Annotated in this window: 10 protein-coding genes; 9 read left to right on the plus strand and 1 reads right to left on the minus strand. The window is 33.7% G+C overall.

The features are described from left to right. The first annotated feature begins 228 nt into the window (after positions 1–228). The 5 genes from QZ659_RS00870 to hisG all read left to right on the plus strand — a co-directional run bounded on the left by QZ659_RS00870 (position 229) and on the right by hisG (position 9,515). Positions 229–3,444: a two-component regulator propeller domain-containing protein gene (locus tag QZ659_RS00870; protein WP_291720463.1), complete on the plus strand. Its 3,216-nt coding sequence runs from the start codon at positions 229–231 to the stop codon at positions 3,442–3,444. A 147-nt stretch (positions 3,445–3,591) separates the two neighbouring features. After that, positions 3,592–7,017 (plus strand): PAS domain S-box protein, encoded by a 3,426-nt coding sequence (locus QZ659_RS00875; protein WP_291720466.1) that lies wholly within the window; start codon positions 3,592–3,594, stop codon positions 7,015–7,017. A 9-nt stretch (positions 7,018–7,026) separates the two neighbouring features. After that, on the plus strand, positions 7,027–7,998 hold the full coding sequence (miaA, locus tag QZ659_RS00880) for a tRNA (adenosine(37)-N6)-dimethylallyltransferase MiaA (RefSeq protein WP_291720469.1): 972 nt from the start codon (positions 7,027–7,029) through the stop codon (positions 7,996–7,998). A 211-nt stretch (positions 7,999–8,209) separates the two neighbouring features. After that, positions 8,210–8,533, plus strand: coding sequence for a hypothetical protein (locus tag QZ659_RS00885; RefSeq protein WP_291720472.1), 324 nt, complete (start codon positions 8,210–8,212; stop codon positions 8,531–8,533). A 112-nt stretch (positions 8,534–8,645) separates the two neighbouring features. Next, entirely contained in the window at positions 8,646–9,515 is an 870-nt protein-coding gene (gene hisG / locus QZ659_RS00890) for an ATP phosphoribosyltransferase (protein ID WP_291720474.1), read from the plus strand. Between the two features lie 68 nt (positions 9,516–9,583). Here hisG and QZ659_RS00895 read toward each other — a convergent pair whose 3' ends face one another. Then, positions 9,584–13,660, minus strand: coding sequence for a two-component regulator propeller domain-containing protein (locus tag QZ659_RS00895; protein ID WP_291720479.1), 4,077 nt, complete (start codon positions 13,658–13,660; stop codon positions 9,584–9,586). Between the two features lie 381 nt (positions 13,661–14,041). On the opposite strand from QZ659_RS00895, the gene QZ659_RS00900 reads away from it, so the two are divergent. The 4 genes from QZ659_RS00900 (at position 14,042) to QZ659_RS00915 (ending at position 21,150) form a co-directional block, all read left to right on the plus strand. Further along, complete coding sequence (locus QZ659_RS00900) at positions 14,042–14,641, plus strand: ACP phosphodiesterase (protein ID WP_291720482.1); 600 nt, start codon at positions 14,042–14,044, stop codon at positions 14,639–14,641. Between the two features lie 151 nt (positions 14,642–14,792). Further along, entirely contained in the window at positions 14,793–16,955 is a 2,163-nt protein-coding gene (locus tag QZ659_RS00905) for a tetratricopeptide repeat-containing sensor histidine kinase (protein WP_291720485.1), read from the plus strand. A gap of 75 nt (positions 16,956–17,030) precedes the next feature. Further along, positions 17,031–18,395, plus strand: a complete 1,365-nt coding sequence (locus tag QZ659_RS00910; protein ID WP_291720488.1) for a 3' terminal RNA ribose 2'-O-methyltransferase Hen1 — start codon at positions 17,031–17,033, stop codon at positions 18,393–18,395. Between the two features lie 127 nt (positions 18,396–18,522). Next, on the plus strand, positions 18,523–21,150 hold the full coding sequence (locus tag QZ659_RS00915) for a polynucleotide kinase-phosphatase (RefSeq protein ID WP_291720491.1): 2,628 nt from the start codon (positions 18,523–18,525) through the stop codon (positions 21,148–21,150). Positions 21,151–21,297 lie beyond the last annotated feature (147 nt).

The following is a 21,297-nucleotide window of genomic DNA, read 5'->3' on the forward strand; positions in this document are numbered from 1 at the left end:
CAATCCTGTTTTTCAAATTCTAAAATATCAGAATCCTTTGTAAAGTCAGAAAAAATAGTATTTTTGTAGTATCTAAATCTTAGCAACTGTTAAAAAATGTGTTTTCATTCAAAATAGACTATTTTTCCTTTGAAACAATTACAAGATAGACACTTTTTTTTAAACTTCTTTTGCTCATCTACTAAAAATTATTTCCATTTAGTAAGATGCTTTTTAGCACTGCTTTGTTTGTGTGTTGGAATATCTGTATATGCTCAAAAAGTAAATAAACACGCCCCATTTGACCCAAACAAACAGCTTTCTCAGTTTTTGATAGATATTTGGGATAGTGAAAAAGGGCTTCCTTCTAGCTCATTACTCCAACTTATTCAAACAAAAGACGGATACTTGTGGATAAGTAGTTACGATGGACTTTTGCGTTTTGATGGAAATAGTTTTGATAGTTACAATAAAAATACAAATGATGTATTCAAGACAAATAATGTCAATAGACTGAAAGAATCAAAGGATAGCACACTTTGGATTGGAACACAAGGAAGTGGTTTATTGAGCTACAAAAATGGTGCATTTCAATCTCATGGTTTAGAAAGTGAGTATATTGAAGCTGTCCATATTACAGATAATGGCGATTCTATTTATGTAGGTACTAGAGGAGGGGGAATGTTTGTATATGATGTAAACAAGAAAAAATTTACCCCTATTTTTACAAAAGAGTTATCTTCTGAGTCTATCTATGATATTTTAGAATATCCTAGAGGCAAATTTTGGTTAGCTACTCTCAAACAAGGTGTTTTGACTTTAGAAGAAAATAGGTTGCGCCAAGTACCCTCAGAGATAGAAAATGTCCGTATATCTAAACTATATCAAGATGAACAAAAAAGAGTTTGGGTAGGAACATATAGTGGTATATTGAGATATGATAATGATACCTTAGTAAAACAACTGCCAGAACTGTCAGAGGATAGAATTCATGATATGAAATTTGATCCAGCAGGAAACTTTTGGATAGTTACTCGTAATAATATTTATCGTCGTAATGTCTTGACAGAAAAATTGGAACTCCTCACTACAGAAACAGGAGAGGCGTTTGACGATGTACGTGCTATATGTTTAGACCAAGAGGAAGATTTATGGATTCCGACTGCCCGACACGGACTTTGCCGTTTGCGTGATGGAAAATTTATTAACTATACTGTTCGTGAGGGACTCTCATACCCTGCTATAAATTCAGTAGGTGTGTATGATACTACAGAAGTTTTGGTAGGTACAAGTAGTGGAACAATCCATCGTATAAATCCTGAAGAGAATAAAGTCTATGATTATCCAATCAAAACAAACCTCAATGGGCAAGAAGTTTTTAACATACGACAAGACAAAACAGGCACAGTTTGGGTAGTTACCTATGGTGGACTACTAAAAAAAGAGCATAATGGCAATGAAAAATTATATACTAGAAAGGATGGATTGCCAACAGATATATTACGACTTACCTATGAAGATTTGAAAGGACGTTTTTGGATAGGAACAAGAGGAGAAGGCTTAGTACAATACAAAAAAGATGAAAAAACAGGAAAAGAAGTTTTTGAGAAAATAGGCTTAAAAAGAGGTTTTACTCCAGACTTCGTAATGACAATAGCAGAAGATAATGATGGTAATCTATTAGTAGGAACAAACAATGGAGGACTAGCCATAGAAAATGGGAGTACATTTGATTTGTTTACCATAGACAACGGTCTGCCTACCAATCTAATTTTTAATATTCATTGTGATAAACAAAACGTAGTGTGGTTGGCGACAAATGCTGGTTTAGTACGTTGGAAAGATAAAAAAGCCTTTGTATTTGATGCTTCTTCTGGACTTCCTAACGAAACTATTTTTGATATTGTAGAAGATGATAAAGGCTATTTCTGGTTTTCTTCAAACAGAGGAGTATTGCGTGTAAGAAAAAATGAACTCAATGCTTTAGCCAATGGTGAGAAAATTCGATTAAATTGGACACAATATGATAAAGACGATGGAATGCGTTCAGAACAGTGCAAGGGAGCAACACAATCTCTACTATCTCCACAAGGAATTATATGGATTCCAACCAATAATGGAGTTTTACATATAGACCCAGATTTTTTACCTATCAACTCTCGTCGTCCTCCTGTATATGTTCAGAAAGTTTTGCTAGACGATGATTTGTTTTTAGAACCTGTAAAAGTGATTGTTAAGCCCAACCAGCAGCGTCTTATCATTGATTTTACAGCACTTAGCTTTCGTGCGCCTGAAAAAGTCAAATTCAAATATAAGTTAGAAGGTTTTGATAAAGATTGGATAGTGGGAAAGGATAACAAAAGAGAAGCTGTATATACAAATTTACCCAACGGTACATACAATTTCCAAGTTATTGCTGCTAATAATGATGGGGTTTGGAACAATGAAGGAGCAAACGTAACCGTAGTAGTTCAACCTCATATTTACGAAACACCTTGGTTTATTGGCATTGTTATTCTCTTAATAGGAGGTTCTATTTGGGGAGTTGTAACTGCAAGAACAAAACAAATGCAAGCAAGAGCAAAAGAATTAGAGGAAATGGTAAAGTTGCGTACTGTTGAACTTCGCTCTTCCAATGAAGAACTGCTTACACAACAACAAGTAGTGGATGAAAGAAATAAAATTATTGAAGAGCAAAATCGAAATATAATTTCTAGCATAAATTATGCTAAGCGTATTCAAGTGGCAATGCTTCCAACGTCAGAAAAAATTAAGGAAATTCTGCCTCAATCTTTTATTCTTTTCCTTCCAAGAGATATAGTTTCTGGAGACTTTTATTGGATGGAAGAGCAAAGTGATAAAGTGGTGGTAGCAACAGCAGATTGTACTGGACATGGAGTTCCAGGGGCTTTTATGTCGCTGATAGGAAATGACATGCTCAACAAAGTAATCTTAGACTATTCTATTTCGCAATCTAATTTGATTTTAGATGTCCTCAATGAAGAAGTAAGTAATATCTTAAAACAGAGAGAAACTGAAAATCGTGATGGAATGGATATGAATATATGGGTTTGGGATAAGAAAAATAATAGTGTAGAGTTTGCTGGGGCAAAAAATCCATTAATTTATATCAAGAATGGAGAATTGCACGAAATAAAAGCAGATAAAGTGTCTATTGGTGGAAACTACAATGAAAAGAAGGTAGTAAAATACACAAGACACACTATCAAAATTGATTCGCCAACGGTCTTATATACTTTCTCTGATGGCTTTCAAGACCAATTTGGAGGAGAGAATAATAAAAAGTTTATGAAAAAACAACTCAAAAACTTACTCTTAAAAATTCATCAGCTTCCTATGGAAAAGCAGTATGAAATATTGGAAACTACATTCCAAGAGTGGAGAGGAGAGTACACACAGATAGATGATGTTTTGATAATAGGAGCAAGATTAGATAAAGTCTAACACCTATAATAATCTGTTAGAACTCAAAACTAAAGAACTAAAAAAACAGATTTATTCTAAAAAAAACTCACACAAATATTTTTTTTTCATAAATTAAAGTCAAAATAAGATAAGACCATCTGATTTTACTATAAAAGCAGGTATTTAATGCCCCACACAAGTCCTTTTTTTGAATTATCTACAGAAGCATTGTGCATACTAGACACTGAAAATAGTATTTTGCACGCCAATGCTGCTATGGAGAAGTTCACAAAAAAAGAACGAGAAGAGATCATTGACAAAAATTTAATTAAAGAAATTAGTGATAGATTTGATGATAGTGGCTTAGGTTTAGCACAGCAAATAAAAAAAGCTCGTGAGCAAATAGATACAAATATAGCTGAGTCGTATATTTTAGTAAATCAGAAAGTAGAGAGTAGTGATAAAAAAGAATATTTAATTAGCCTAATGGCTAATAAAGAACAAGAAGTGTATGTTGCAATTACTTATATAAATACATTTTCTAATGATATAGCCAATGAAAATATAAGAAACACACAGCTAAATGTTATTCTGTCCACAATTCTTGATGGAATACTTATCATTAATGCAAAAGGTCGTATAACATTAGTCAATCCTGCTGCTGAAGCTATATTTGGTTATCAAGAAAACGAATTACTTGGCAAGTCAATAGAAATATTATTGTCTGACCAACCTATACCTACAAAAATTACAGAGCTGATAACAAAAGCATCAGCGAATATGAAAGTAATTCATAATATTGAACTGATAGCGAAACATAAGAATGGACACAACTTTCCTTTAAGTTTTTCTTTGAATGAGACTTATTTTGAAGAAGCAAGTACTGTATATATTGTATTGGTAAGAGACCTTAAAAAATCAAAAGAGGCACAAAACAAGCTCATTGATAGCCAAAACTTTGGGGAATCTATCTTCCAATCTGCTAAAATTGGTCTAGCTGTTATCAACGAATGGGGATATTTTGTAAATGTAAATAAGCAATATGCTCTCATGACAGGCTACACACCAGAAGAACTTATTGGCAAGGTTTATTCTATTATTGTTCCAGATTTTGAATTAGAAGATGCTATCTACACCATTAAGCAAGCAAGAAGAGGAAATACCAACACAAAAGAACTATGGAAATTACAGCAAAAAGATACTTCTCTTATTGATATAGAACTTCATATCAACGATTTCTATAACCGTCGTGGTGAACAGTTTTTTATTCTTTCTTCAGAAGATGTTACTGAAAAGCAGAGAGTAGAAAAAGATTTACGTAATACAAAAGAGCTATTGGAAGGCATATTCCAGTCTTTAGATAATGTTTTTTGGTCGTATGATGTCAAGAAAGAAAAATTACTTACTATTTCTGCTGCTGTTGAAAAAATATATGATGTATCACAGCAAGAGCTAAAAAAAGATCCCAATATTTGGCTTAAAAGAGTACACAAGGAAGATATAGAAGCTGTTAAAGAAGCTCGCACCAAAGCAAGACAGGGGCAGAGTATTTCTTATGAGTATCGTATCATTGATACAAAGGGTAATGTACGATGGATTCAGACCGATGTTAAGGTAACATTAGGAGAAGACAAAAAACCAATTCGTATAGAAGGAGTAGATACTGAAATTACACAACGGATTTCTGCCAATCAAGAACTGGACAGTACTAAGCGAATGTTGCAGTTTATATTAGATGCTCTTCCAGATGGTGTAATATTTACCAATCCCAATTTGGAAATAGAATGGGTAAATCCTGCCATAAAAGGTTTATTAGGCTATAGTGAAAGAGAGTTTAGGGGAAGAGTTTTTTCTTCACTATTTGAAGAGAAAAGTTTTTTTCTTGTTTCTGACCATTTCGATATTATGGAGAAAACCTCTATTTTCGAAATTGCTCTAAAGGCAAAGAATGGCGCACTGATTTATTCAGAAACGATTTCTACTCCTGTATATAATTCAGAGAAGTCAATTATTGGATATTTGTATGTACTAAGAGACATTAGAGAAAAGAAGATATTTGAAGAAGAGAAGGCTCAAATTATGCGCTCACTCACTCAGTTCAAACGAACCTTAGATGTTACAAAAGATAGCGTGTTTATGTTTGATGCTGATTCTCATTTATTTATTTATGCCAATAAAGGAGCTACCGAAGCAGTGGGTTATACCTTTGAAGAACTGCGTAAGATGAGGTTCATTGATTTGATGGCTGATATACATCCAAAAGATTTTCAACAACTAACCTCCTATGTCATCAACAACACAAACCATCAAATCAACTTAGATACTAATTTTTTACATAAAAGTGGTGCTAAGTTTCCAGTGGCACTCTTGTTACAATATGTAGATTTAGATGATGGGAGAAATCGTTTTGTAGCGATTGTAAGGGATATTAGTGAAAGAAAAATTACAGAACAACTTCTCAAAGAGAGTGAATTAAAATTTCGTTCTACCTTCGAACAAGCAGGAATAGGTATTGCTCACTTAGGAATAGATTTGTCTTGGGCAGCTTTTAACGTACACTTTTGTAAGATGACAGGCTATTCTCAAAATGAACTAAGTGTAAGAAAACTAAGAGAGATTACACATCCGAAAGATTTACCTAGAGATATTATGCAACTACGACGTGTTTTGAATGGAGAAAGTGAGGGCTACTCTATGCGAACCCGTTATATTCATAAAAATGGAGATACAATTTGGCTTAACCTTTCTCTTTCATTGGTAAAAGATGATGAGAAAAAACCAACCTTTATAGTAATGTTTGTAGAGAATATTTCCGACCAAGTAGAGGCAGAAGAAATGCTCCGACAGACACTAGAGGAACTCAAAGTTAGTAATTATGAATTAGACCAATTTGTCTATAAGGCTTCTCACGATTTGCGCTCTCCACTTACTTCTATTCTAGGGTTGCTCAATATCGCTGAGATTGACAAGGAAAATGCCCTTTCTCATATCAAAATGATTAGAGGAAGAATTCATAAGTTAGATGAGTTTGTGCAGTCTATTATCAACTACTCACAGACAAGCAATTTAGAAACAAAATATGAACCTCTAAGGATAGAGTATATTATTCATAAAAATATTGCTGACCTAGATTTTTTACCTTACTCTAACGAAATTAAGTTTAAAATTGATTCTAAACATAAAGGAGCAATTTATACAGATAGTTTGAGGCTCAATGTCATTTTAAGAAATTTACTCTCCAATGCTATCAAGTTTTCAGACCGAACTAAGAAAGTATCAGTAATACTTATAGAAACTGATTTGAGAGAGGATAATACTTTTGTGTTGAGCATTACAGACAACGGCGTAGGGATAGATAAGGAGTATCAAGAGCGAATTTTTGATATGTTTTATCGTGGTAATGAAAGGTCAGATGGAAATGGATTAGGGCTTTATATTGTCCGTCAAGCTGTAGAAAAATTGGGAGGTACATTGAAGTTTGCTAGTCAGCTTGGAAAAGGCTCTTCTTTTATGGTAACTTTGCCCAATTATTCTCCCAAAACGGAAGAAGAACTAGGAAAGCTATTTATTCCTCACAAAACAAAAATAACAAAACCGAATAGAGATAATTAGAGATATAGTTTGAAAAAATTACTTGTTATAGCAGGGGCAACAGCTGTAGGCAAAACAGCCTTATGTATCCATCTAGCAGCCCATTTTGATACCGAAGTCATATCAGCAGACTCCCGACAGTTTTATAAAGAAATGAGCATTGGAACGGCAAAACCAACTGCTCAAGAAATGATTTTTGTAGATGAAAATAATGATAAAAAAGTCATACAACATCATTTCATAGATTCTCATTCTATCCACCACTCAATTTCAGCAGGGCAGTTTGAAAAGCAGGCTCTACCACTGATACAAAATCTCTTTAAAACTAGAAATAAAAAAAATGATGTTCTTATCCTAACAGGAGGGTCAGGACTTTTTATTCAAGCCATTTGTGATGGATTCGATGAAATGCCTACTATTCCTAAAGAAATCAGAAAGCAGTTAAATCAAGAGTTGGAGCAGAAAGGCTTAGAGATTCTAGTTTCTGAATTACAAGAAAAAGATGCAGAATATGCAAAAGAAGCAGATTTACATAATCCTCAACGAGTAATTAGGGCATTAGAAATTATCAGAAGCACAGGAAAAACATTTTCAGAATTTAGAAAACAAAATGCTCAAAATAGTGAGAAAAGAAAGCAAGAGAGAACAAAAGAGTTAGGTTTTGAGATTATAAAAATTGTCTTAGACAGACCAAGAGAAGAACTCTATGCAAGAATAAATCAGCGAGTATTGCAAATGATAGAAATGGGTTTGGTAGAAGAAGTAACAAAACTTAAACCACATGAAAACCTCCTGCCACTCAAAACGGTAGGCTATCAAGAAATTTTTGATTATTTAGATGGAAAATGGGACTTAGAAACGGCTATTTCAATGATTCAACAAAACACTAGGCGATTTGCCAAACGACAACTCACTTGGTTTAGAAAAGATAAAGACTTTATTTGGATTGACGTTTCGAAAACGGATGCTAAAGAAAAGATAATTGCCCTTATTGAAGGTTAGTTTGTGGAAAAAATAATTTTAGAACATCCTTATTTTAAAGATTAGAGTTGTTTAAGAATGTAGTTTATACACTTGTCGGTACTGACCTGTCGGTCTGACCTTGGTTCTATTAGGTCAGTCTCGCTAGAGTAGACCATAAATAATTTGTTTTTTCTCTATTGGCTTCGCCGACTTTCAAGTCTTAAACAACTTCATTAAAATATTTAAGATAATGAAATACCAAAAACTAATTTTTGTCGCCCTATTTTCTGTATCATTCTATCTGATAGTTTCTCCAAACATAGAAGATATACCAACATTTAAAATATATGGAGAGCTTGCTCCAGATGGATATTTAGATTGGGGAAATCCTATTACAGAAAAGTATGGTTTTCGTTTAGAACGTATTGCAGGCTGTAATGTACAAGAGTATGAAGTATGGTGGGCAAATAGAAACAATAAAGATGCTTTGCAAGAAATGAATGATAAGTATGGAAAGGACTGGCAAGCAAAATTTGAAAAGGAAACAGGTTATAAACTTCTCATTCCCTATTGATTACTGATTTTTAAATATTCATAACTTTATTTTTTTGTAGTTTTGCCTTTTAAAAAATCAAGGAAAAACAACAACTAAAACAAAATTTATTAACCCGAACAGATACAAATCCATGTCTATTTCTTCTAATCGTTTGAAAATAGCGATACAAAAATCAGGTCGTTTGAGTGAAAAATCACTGGCTTTACTCAAAGAATGTGGAATCCAAATCACGACAAGCCCTAATGCGCTTCGTGCAGAAGCCTCTAATTTTCCTTTAGAAATTTTATTTTTAAGAGATGATGATATTCCAGAATACGTACAAGATGGTGTAGCAGATGTGGGAATCATTGGCGAAAATGTAATGCTTGAAAAAGGTAAAAAGCTAGAACTTATCGACAAACTAGGCTTTGCAAAATGCCGTCTTTCACTTGCTGTTCCTAGAGCAACAGAATATAAAGATGTTTCATTTTTTGATGGAAAACGCATAGCTACATCTTACCCAAAAATTTTGGCAGATTATTTCAAAGAAAAAAATGTCAATGCTGAAATTCACATGATTAGTGGTTCGGTTGAAATTGCTCCAAGTATCGGACTTTCAGAAGGTGTTTGTGATATTGTAAGTTCTGGAAGCACGCTTTTAAGCAACGGACTAAAAGAAGTAGAGACCGTTTTGAAGTCAGAAGCTGTATTGGTAGCTAATCCAACTTTTAATGGAGAAAAACGCAAAAACTTTGAAAAACTTTTGTTCAGAATGCAGTCTGTAAGGCGTTCTAATAAAAATAAATATATTCTTCTGAATGCTCCGAAATCCAAAGTAGAAGAGGTTATTTCTGTTCTCCCTGGTTTGAAAAGCCCAACAGTTATGCCTTTGGCTGATGAAAACTGGGTTTCTGTTCATACAGTTATCAATGAAGACGATTTTTGGAATAAGATAGATGCGCTAAAAGATGCAGGTGCAGAAGGAATTTTAGTTGTTCCGATTGAAAAAATGATTGTGTAGTTTGCATTTGTAAGGAAAAGGAATGCCTTTTCCTTACACGCTTAAAAAGTAACTTTTACGAGTTTTTATCAAACTCTCAAACCAATCAGACTAATATCATCTACTTGTGCGCTTTCTTGTTGATGTTCTCTTAGTAGTTTCAACAGATTCATGCGCTGTTTTTCCATGTCATTAGAGGCATTGTGTTCTATAAATTTTCTTAGCCCTAAAGACCCTATTTTTTTGCGTTCTGTATTGGGCTGGTCTGCAAAACCATCTGTGGTAAGATAAATTTGTGTTCCTTTTTTTACCAAACACTCATTATTTGTAAATGGAATAGGATTATTTCTCAATCGTCCTCCAATAGAACGACGGTCGCCTTTTATAACTTCTATTTTTGAATCCTCTACATAATATAACGGACGCTTTGCTCCTGAAAATGTAATTTTGATTTTTTCGTCTGTTGGGCTATCCTCTATACAAAAAAGAGCAATGTCCATTCCATCGTCGTTAGAAGTCTGGTCTTGCTTCAAAACAGCACGAGTGTTTTTATCTAAAATCTCTAAAACTTTTGCAGGTTCTTTGATTTGTTGTGTTTGCACAATCTCATCTAAAAGTGTTTTTCCAATAACAGACATAAAACCACCTGGTACGCCATGTCCTGTACAATCAATAATGGCTGCATACGTTCTGTTTTCTACTTTAGTTACCCAATAAAAATCTCCCGAAACCATAGAAAGAGGCTTGAAGATAACAAAGTGTTCTTCAAAGAGAGAACTTAATAATTCTCTCTCTGGCAACATGGCTTGCTGAATGGTAAGCGCATAACGAATAGAGTCAGTAATGTTTCGGTTGTTGGTCTCAATGGTTTTGTATGCTCTTGCATTGTCTAAGGCAATCGAAGTATAGGCTGCCAAAGAACGCAAAATAGTAAGCTGCTGCTCAGAATAGGCATTTTTTTGAAAACTCTGTACAGTAAGAATACCAATGGCGTGCTGCTCTACACTCAAAGGAAAATAGGCTGCTGATTTTGGAGTTTTGCCAAGTTCCATTTCAATTCCGTCTGTGCCATAATTTTTATTCTCCTTTTCAAAATCATTGATACAGATTTCCTTTTGATTTTCATAACAAATTACAGAAAGTCGTTTTTTATCTCTCAACGACTTTGTATGAAACGGAAAATAGGTTTCTTCTTCCACAAAAAACGGAAATTCTATTCGCTGAGACTCTTCATTGAAAACACCAATTCCAAATCTATCGACAGGCATAAGATTGCTTACATTCTGAAAAACCGTTTCTATCATTTGTCGCATATCTAAGGTAGAAGTAATTTTTTGTCCTACTTCACTAAGCGTATTTACATTATCGTAAGCCACTTGTATTTCCTTCGATTGTTTTTCTAAAAGTGCATTTTGGCTTTCAAGTTGTTTGGTCTGATTTTCTAGTTCCCACGTTTTTTCAGCTAGTTCGTTAGTACGCTCTTCTACTTGATATTCCAAGCGACGTTTTTGTTCTTGTATCTGATACGTTCTGATTCTATAACCCCCAATAACAGCAGCTAAGGAAAAGAAAAAACTAAGTGAAATAAACCACCACGTACGCCAAAACGGAGGCGTTACAATAATACTCATCTCAATGCCTGTATCGTTCCAAATTCCATCGCTATTAGAGCCTTTTACTTTCAAAGTATAATTTCCAGAGGCAAGATTGGTATAAGTAACAAAATTACGGCTTGTAGTGTGCCACTCTTTGTCAAATCCTTCCAAATAATAAGAGTAGGTAGTTTTGTGTGGAGCAATAAAATCTAAAACTGAAAATTCAATAGAAAAAACATTGGCATCGTAGGGTAGCTCAATTTGATTTGTATAAGGAATAGTTTTTTCCAAATAAGAATCTTTATTAGAAGGAGATAAAGGTTGATTGAAAAGTGAGAACTGTGTAAAAACAAGTTTGGGAACATCAGTATTGTAGCTCAAACTATCAGGATTAAAACGGTTGTAACCATTTATTCCACCAAAATAGATAAATCCTTGTTTTTCCTCTCCATCTACTATAATTTTTTCTTGAAAAGACGAACCCGAAATAAACTCGTTACTCTGTAAACCATCAGAAATATCATAAGAGCGAATAGTTTTGGAATAAGGGTCAAGCTCTGCTATCCCTTGGCTTGTACTAACCCAAATACGGTTTTGCAAATCACAAACTACGCCATGAATAATGTTGTTAGGCAATCCTTCTTTTTCAGTAAGAGTAGTAAAAATTCCATTTTTGACATCAAACTTATTCAAACCATTGGCTGTACCCACCCAAATATTACCATTGTCATCTTCTGTAATTGATAAAATCTCATCGTTACTAATGCTATTTGGGTTTTCTATTTGGTGCATATAACGCACAAACTTTTCACTATTTGGAGAATTATCATAGAGATTTAGTCCATCTTCTGTACCTATCCAAAGATTTCCGATACGGTCTTCAAAGATTACTCTGACATAATCATTACTCAAACTAAAGTCGTTGTAAGGTTCGGTTTTAAAAAGTTTGGTTTCTCCAGTAGGCGAAATTTTCAATAATCCTTGTTGATACAAGCCTATCCAATAATTATTTTTAGTATCTTGATGGATAGCTTTTACGGATAGTTTATTGCTCTGACTAAGTTTTTCATTATATAATACTACTTCTTCAAAAATATTTTTGTCAGCATTAAATTTTTCTAAGCCTTCTGATGTACCTATCCAAATTTGATTTTGATGGTCTTCATAAATAACAGAAACTTTATCACTAGCAATCGTTGTTTTGTCGTTTTCCCTATGCTGATAGGTTTTGAAAATACGTTCCTTTATATTTTCTTTAAGCAAAACAGCTACACCTCCACTTGCTGTTCCAATCCAAAGATTATTGTTTTTTGATTTAATAATGCTGGTGATTCTACTGTCTGGAAGGCTACCTGTTTTGTCTGCTTCTTCTCTGAAGTGGGCAAATTTATTTTTAATAGGATTGAATTTATTTACTCCTTCAGCAAGAGTTCCTATCCAAATACTATTCTGATTGTCTTTAAAAATACTTGTAATATGATTGTTACTCAACGAATAACGCAAGGAAGGGTTAGATTCTAGTCTTTTTATCTGATTTGTCAGAGCGTTTATAATCAAAACACCATCTTCTTGCGTGCCTACAAAAATCTCATTTTCAAAACTCTTGAAGGTGGTAACTATTTTCCCAGAAAAAAGATTGCTTGTTGTAGGCTTTCCAGCTTTATCAATAGTTCTTTTTTCATTTGCTTCCAACACAGTAAATATTTCAGTATCTAAGTCTAAAATATTTATACCACCATCCCGAGTGGCTACCCATAATTTGTTGGAAAGTGCTGTGTTTTTTGAGTTTGTATTATTTAAAACTTCTAACCCTACAATTTGCTCACTACTTGGTGCGCTAGAACTGCTACCATAAATGCTAGGTCTGAAGTGTACGAACTTATTTTCACTTTCTTCAAAACGGTCTAGCCCTCCGTCTGCTGTGGCTACCCAAAGTCGTTTTTGGTAATCTTCAATGAGGTCAGTAATATGATTTTGTGCAATAGAATTCTGATTTTTTTCATCGTTTCTATAATGGTCAAAGGTTTTTGAAGTTGGATTAAAAAGGTTTAGTCCACCAACAGAAGTTCCTACCCAAAGCCTCCCTTTAGAGTCTTCTAAGATACAAGTAACTATTCCTGCACTCAGACTAAGAGGGTTTTGCGAATTGTGTGAAAATGTTTCAAATTCTTCTGTGATAGTATTTAGCCTTGCTAATCCTCCATTTTGTGTACCAATCCAAATAAAATTATCTTCGGTTTGTAGTAGGTAGGTAATATGATTGTCGGGAAGTGAGGTTTTATTTTTTTGAGGTTTGTAGATTTTGAAACTACTAGCATCGTATCTGTTCAAACCATTTTGTGTACCCATCCAAATAAATCCTAAGTTGTCTTGCAGCATGCAAGTTACAGTGTTTTGAGACAAGCCATCTTGTGAAGTAATTTTATCAAAACGCCACTCTAAGATAGGAGTTTGGGCATATAACCCTGTTGTCTTTTGGTTTTCCAGTACGAATGTATTTTGAAAAACAAAAAAGAGGAGAAAAATAACACGGAGAAAAAACGAAAAATGACTTTTTATAGAAAATGACATAAATTATAATGACTACAAAGTTGGGTTTTATTTTCTTTGTCTTTGAGTTTATCTTTGAAGTGTTGTTTAGTGAAAGATAGAAAAAAACTCTCATACTACAATAAAAATTTAGATCAATCGCTTTATAGAAAGACTAATTTGTATTATTTGAATAAAAAATCAGAGAATACTCTACAAACTTTCATTTATTTTGCTTATCTTGAATTAGGTAACATCATTTTTTACTCTAATGATTATCATAGTTATTTACGTAGGTCAGACTTCTAGTCTGATGGGAAAAATTAAAAAGACTTTGTTTGAATCAAAAACTTAGTGTTTTACTTTACAAACCAGCCTGTAAAACTCTGATAACATTTTCTAGCTATCTTTCAATTTTTTTACATGAATTTTCTCGCCCATTTTTTCTTATCCAATGAAATAGAAAATATAATTGTTGGTAATTTTTTAGGAGATTTTGTACGAGGAAAGCAATATAAAAACTATCCAAATGAAGTAGCTAAAGGTATTTTGCTACATAGGCAGATAGATACCTTTACAGACAAACACCCAGTGGTATTACAAACCAACCAACGTTTGCACAAGAGTTTTAGAAAATATGCGCCTGTTATTACAGATATTTATTATGACCACTTTCTAGGAGTACATTTTAATAAATATAATTTTGAAAATCAAAGTAAAGATAGTGAGTTATCTAGTTTTGCAGTATTTATTTATCAAACACTAGAAAAAAATTATGAACTATTACCCTCATTAGCACAACAAGTATTTTTGAGAATGAAAAAACAAGATTGGCTCTTTCATTATTCTACGCTATACGGTATGGAACAGTCCTTAAATGGACTCTCAAGAAGAGCAAAATATGCAACACATTTGCACGAAGCATTTGACTTTTTGAAACAAAATTATTCGACTATTGAAAATGATTTTTTACTGTTTTTTCCAGATATTATACAATTTGTTCAAGAAAAATTAAATGAATAAATTTGTAAAAATACCATTTTTTAGTAACTGGCATAATAGCTCATTTTACTCCATGTATATGCAATTTTTGATACAATATTTTCCTTGTTATTTGAAACAGAAGAGAAGAAATATCTCTTTATGGAAAAATGGTGTAAATGGTTTTTTTATTATGAAGTTTATAGTATCACTTATTTTAGTTAGTGGTTTGTATTGGACTGTGGGTTATTCACAAAATGTAAAAGAGTTAGATAGCCTAATACATGCCTTAGACCTTCGTCAGAATGAAGATAGTATTAAGTTACATCTTTACAATACTATCGTAATGAAGACTATAAAAAATGATAATGAAACGGCATTTCAATATGCCGAAAAAGGCTATACATTGGCACAAAAGTTTGTACCTACTCGTTTAGTTGCTATTGCCTCTTATCATTATGCCAAAGTATTGCAGACAAAAGGAGAACATTTGAAGGCTGCACAAGTCATCGAACATCAAATTTTAGATTTTGTAACACAAAGAAAAATTACTCCTCCATTTCTATTCCATCAATTAGGTAAAATATATGATGAAACAGGCAATAAGGTAGAGGCTTTGAATAGTTATTTGAGAGCTTTCGAAGTTTGGCGAAGTTATGAACAGCCTTTACTTACCAAAGAAGATTTTTATGAAAGTATAGGAAATCTATATTTAGAGAGTAATCAATACAAGGAAGCCCAATATTACTATTCAGAACTCTTGAAATGGGCGAGTAAAACTGAAGGTGAGAATAAAAAAACACAAGCTACAGCAGCTCACGGTTTAGCCAAAGTATTTATTGCTAAAAAGGATTATAAAAATGCTTTAAATTACCTCCAAAAGTCGGAAGAATTTTGTGTAGGAAAGTCAAAAAAGAAATGTTTGTTGGCTACCTACGACTTATATTCTGAACTTTATTTTACACAATTTGAATACAACCTTGCCAAAGAATATGCTTTTGAAGCATTACAAATTGCTGAAGTATTAGGAGAGAAGCAGCAAGCTATTTTGTTATCTATCCGTTTAGGAGATATTTATAGTGCAGAAGGCTCTTATGATAAAGCAGAGTTGTTTTTAAAACGTGCAGAAACCACTGCTCTGTCGCTAAACAACAATCTACTGTACAAACAAGTCTATTTTTCTTTTGCCAACCTGTATGAAAAGAACCAAAAAGCAAAGATGGCTTTAAATTATTATAGGAAATACTTGGCTTATAAGGATTCGGTAAACAATGAACTCTCTATTCGAAAAATCAATAGCCTTCAAATGCAATTCGAACAAGAAAGGCATCGACAGGAGATTGATATGTTGGAGATGAACCAGCGAGAAAAACAATTACAACAACAAGCAGAGGTAGAAAAGGCACAAATGTTTAATATTGTGGGCTTAATAGCTGTCATTACCTTAGGAATAATTGCATTTCTTATCTACAACCGTTATCGTTATGGAGAACGCACACAGAAAATCCTTAAACAACAGAGTGATTCCATTCAAAAACAAAATCAAAAGTTACAGTCTATAAATCAGCAACTTACAGAGTCAAGAAATGAACTCAATGCCATTAATAAGACAAAAGACCGTTTTTTTTCTATCGTAGCTCACGACCTCAAAGGTCCTCTAAATTCTTTGAAGGGATATTCTCATCTTATTGCTACTTTCGGAGAAAAACTTCCAAAAGAGGAAATAATAAGTATGGCTGCTGACCAAGAACGCACACTAGACAATCTATACAAATTTTTAGAAGACCTACTCTCTTGGTCAAGAATACAGATGAAAGCTGTTGAAATCAAGCCTAAAAATGTAGAGGTAAAGGAAATAGTAGATAAAATGTGTGATATATTGATACCTCAAATAGAAGAAAAACAGATAGATGCAAGATGTATTAATATAGAGGAAAAGGTAGTATTTGCCGATGAAAATGCTGTTTTTACAATATTGAGAAATTTGGTTTCAAATGCAATAAAATTTACACCAAGAGAAGGTAAAATAAGAGTAGAGGCAGAGTGGCAGGATAAAAAGAACTTTGTAAAAATATCGGTTAGCGATACAGGGGTTGGTATGCCTCAAGAAGTAGCTAAAAAGCTATTCAAATTAGATAATAAATACTCTACAAAAGGAACAGAGGGCGAAAAAGGAACAGGATTAGGACTAATTATTTGTAAAGAATTTGTAGAGCAAAACAAAGGCGAAATAGGTGTAGAAACTAAAGAAGGAGAAGGCACAACATTTTGGTTTACGCTCCCTTCAAAAAACACCTCTCTTGATTCAACAGACATACAAGAAGAAGAAATTTCTACTCTACAAACATCTAACTAAAGGAACTTTTATTTCGATTTCAGCCTTATCTATCATTTTAAAGTAGATAAAACTTTTCTATACACAACAATCTTTATGCTATTAGAAATCACAACTACCCACACTCCTGCAACGGACTTGGGTTTTTTGCTCCATAAACATCCAGATAATATTCAAGAAAAGAAATTAGCTGTTGGAAAAGCTCATATTTTTTATTCAGAAGCGAATCAAAATCGTTGTACAGCTTGTCTTCTGCTAGACATTAATCCGATTGAGGTAATAAAGAATAAGAAAGGAATGCGTCATTTTTTGAAGGAAAATTATGTAAATGACCGAACCTATACGAGTAACTCTTTTATGAGTACAGCTATTGTAAAATCCTTTGGCTCTGCTATCAATGGAACGTGTCATACTCGTCCAGAACTGCCTTCTACAAAAATGCCTTTTGAGGTAAGACTTCACGCTGTCAATGTAGAAAATGAAGAACAACTAGAAAAACTTTTTAAGCCTTTAGGTTATGAAATTGAATATGAAAGGTATGATTTGGATAGTCAATTTACAGAGTGGGGAACAAGCAAAACACTTACACTTTCTCTTAAAAAAACAACGACTTTGCAAGAATTGCTCTCACAACTCTATGTCTTTATTTTGGTTTTGGATAATCAACGTCATTATTGGATTGCAGAAGGAGAAATTGACCTATTAAAAAGACGTGGAAAAGGTTGGTTAGATACACACCCAGAAAAAGAGTGGATTGTAAAACGTTTTTTAAAATATATTCCAGAACTGACTTATTCTGCTAAACTTAATCTTTTGCAAGACGAAGAAGATGTAAATACAATTCAAAAAAAAGAAAAAGAGCCTAATCTTCATCAAAAAAGACTGCTCAAAGCCTTTCAACTTCTAAAAAAGAGCGATGCTAAGAGTGTATTGGATGTAGGATGTGGAGAGGGAAAGTTGTTGAAATTACTTTTGAAAGATTCACAGTTTCAAAAAATTGGAGGAACAGATGTAGCCTTTTCAGAACTTCAAAAAGCTAATGAAAAATTGTATTTAGACACGGCTTCACCTTATATTAAGGAAAAAATAACATTGTTTCAAAGCTCAGTTACATATCAAGATGAGCGATTTTTAGATTACGATGCGATTGCGCTTGTTGAGGTTATAGAACATATTGATGAGGAACGTTTGGAAGTATTTGAGAAAAATATTTTTGGCTATGCTCGTCCCAAAACAGTAGTTCTTTCTACTCCAAATTCGGAATATAATGTTCTTTTTGAAAAACTCTATGCCGATGAGTTTAGACACGACGACCATCGCTTTGAATGGTCAAGAGAAGAGTTTAAAAACTGGTGTCAGAAAATTTCAAAAAACTATGGCTATGATTTTGAAATTTTTCCTGTGGGAGAAGAAATAGAAAACGTAGGCGCACCTTCTCAAACCGTACTTTTCAAGTTGTAGTACACACTTTAATGTGTGAGGCTTGCAGTTTGCTCGTGAAACATGAGCAACAATAAAGCTCATTAATTTTCATTGAATAAGAAACTACCATTGCTTGTCTTCTAACGAGCAATTCATAAACATAAAAATGAATAAAGAATCAAAAAATACACTCAAAATTCCAGAAATTGCTTTGGTAATGCTCATTGGAGCAAGTAGTTCTGGAAAATCTACCTTTGCTAAAAAGCATTTTTTACCTACTGAAGTTATTTCTTCCGACAACTGCAGAGCCTTGATTTCAGATGACGAAAATAATCTCTCTGTTACAAAAGAAGCCTTTGAAGTAGTTCATTTTTTAGCAAAAAAACGCTTGGAACTTGGAAAATTGGTCGTTATTGATGCGCTTAACATTCGTAAAGATGACCGTGCAAAACTTGTCCAGTTGGCAAAAGATAATTATGCGCTTGCTGTGGCTGTGGTGTTGGATAATCCTATCAAAGTCTTATTAGAAAGACACGAAAATCGAAATGATAGAAACTTTCCTAAAAGTGTTATTGACAAACAATACAACGACTATAAACAATCTCTAAAATCACTCAAATTTGAAGGTTTTAGTTATATCCATCGTATTAATCCAAGAGAAGAATATACATTTCTAAGACAAAAACTTTGGAACAATAAAAAAGAAGAAATAGGAGCTTTTGACATCATTGGAGATGTTCATGGTTGTTTTGATGAGCTTACAGAGCTTCTTGAAAAACTTGGTTATGACATCAAAAAAATGGAAAACAATACTTTTGAAAAAGGAACGTATAAAGTCAGCCATCCAGAAAATAGAAGAGTTATTTTCTTAGGAGATTTGACAGACAGAGGAAGCAAATCACCAAAAGTTTTGCGCCTTGTGATGGATATGGTAGCTGATGGGAAGGCATTTTGCGTTTGTGGAAATCACGACGATAAACTTAAAAAGTATTTATTAGGAAAAAATGTAAATCTCAATCACGGATTAGAAAAAACAGTCTTGCAACTAGACGAAATTGATGAAGAACAAAGAGATAATTTTAAAAATGAAGTCAAATCTTTTCTTTCTTCTCTGATTGCTCACTATGTTTTGGATGATGGGAAACTGGTAGTGGTTCACGCTGGACTGCCAGAAAACATGCACGGTCGTGCTTCGGCTTCGGTGCGTGCATTTTGTTTGTTTGGAGAAACAACTGGAGAAATTGACGAATTTGGTTTGCCTGTACGTTATAACTGGGCTAAGAATTATCGTGGTGATGCGATGGTGGTGTATGGACATACGCCAGTTCCTAAAGCTGAATGGCTTAATGGTACAATCAACATCGATACAGGCTGCGTTTTTGGGGGGGAAATGACAGCTTTGCGCTACCCAGAACAAGAATTGATAAGTGTAGAGAGCAAAAAAGTTTATGAAAACCCTGCCAAGCCTTTAGAACTAGAACTAAGCGAGCTAAATGGGAATATAAGTGCTAAAAACATTGAGAGTCAACTTTCCATTCAACAACAACAAGATGATACCCTCAATATTGAATCTATTTTAGGAAAATACATTGTTCAGACCAAAGACTTTGGAAAAGTAATTATCAGAGAAGAAAATTCGGCTGCTGCCTTAGAGGTAATGAGCCGTTTTGCAGCTAATCCAAAGTGGCTTATTCATTTACCACCTACAATGTCACCACCAGAAGCAAGCAAGGAGGAAAGTTTTTTAGAACACCCTATCGAAGTTTTCAATTATTATCACAAAAGAGGAATTCGAAAAGTGGTTTGTCAAGAAAAACACATGGGTTCTCGTGCTTTAGCAATTATCTGTAAAGATGAAAATATAGCCATTTCTCGTTTTGGGCTTTCAAAGCCAGCAAAAGGAATTATTTATACACGAACAGGAAGACATTTTTTCAATGAATCAGAACACGAAAATGCTTTTTTGACAGAGATTCATAAAGCACTTACAAAATCTAATTTTTGGGAAAAACATGGTACAGAATGGGTTTGCCTAGATGGCGAACTGCTGCCGTGGAGTGCGAAGGCAAAAGAACTCATTATTCGTCAGTATGCAGCTGTGGGAAGTGCTGCCAGTTTGGGAATCAGTGGAGCATTGGAGGCTTTGGAGAAGGCAAAAAAGCGAGGCTTGGAAGTGGAAAACATTGAAAGTACGTTCCAAAATCGTCAAACTCAAATTCAGAAATATATTCAGTCTTATAGAAATTATTGTAGAAAAACGAATGGCATTGAAGGACTTGTCTTTGCACCCTTTCATATTTTGGCAACGGAAAATGCCACTTATTTCGATAAATCGCACAATTGGCATTTGAATGAAATTGATACATTTTGTAAACAAAACTCTACTTATCTTCAAGTTACAAATCACTTGTTTGTGGATTTGGATAACGAAGAGGAAAAACAAAAAGCGATAGATTGGTGGCTTTCTATGACTAAAAAAGGAGGAGAGGGAATGGTCGTAAAGCCAATAAATTATCTCAACAGGCACAAGGGGAAACTAATTCAGCCAGCCATGAAATGCAGAGGAAGTGAGTATTTGAGAATTATCTACGGTGCAGAATACGACACGCCAGAAAATTTAGAAAAACTCAAAAATCGTTTTGTAAAGAAAAAGCGAGAGCTTGCCATAGATGAGCTTTCATTAGGAATAGAATCTTTAGAACGATTCATTAGAAAAGAACCATTGAGAAATATTCATCAATGCGTTTTTGGAGTTTTGGCATTAGAAAGTGAAGGTGTTGACCCTCGTTTATAACATAAATTTAAAAGAAAAAACCGTCTTTTGTGTTCAACAGAAGACGGTTTTAAGTTATTAAGTAATTGATGAGTGCAATTTGTTTCGTAACAACTATTGTCAAGGTCTGATTTTTCTTCGAAAAAGACCATTGACAAAGTTGAAACT

The sequence above is a fragment of the Bernardetia sp. genome (genome assembly GCF_020630935.1).
GTDB lineage: Bacteria > Bacteroidota > Bacteroidia > Cytophagales > Bernardetiaceae > Bernardetia.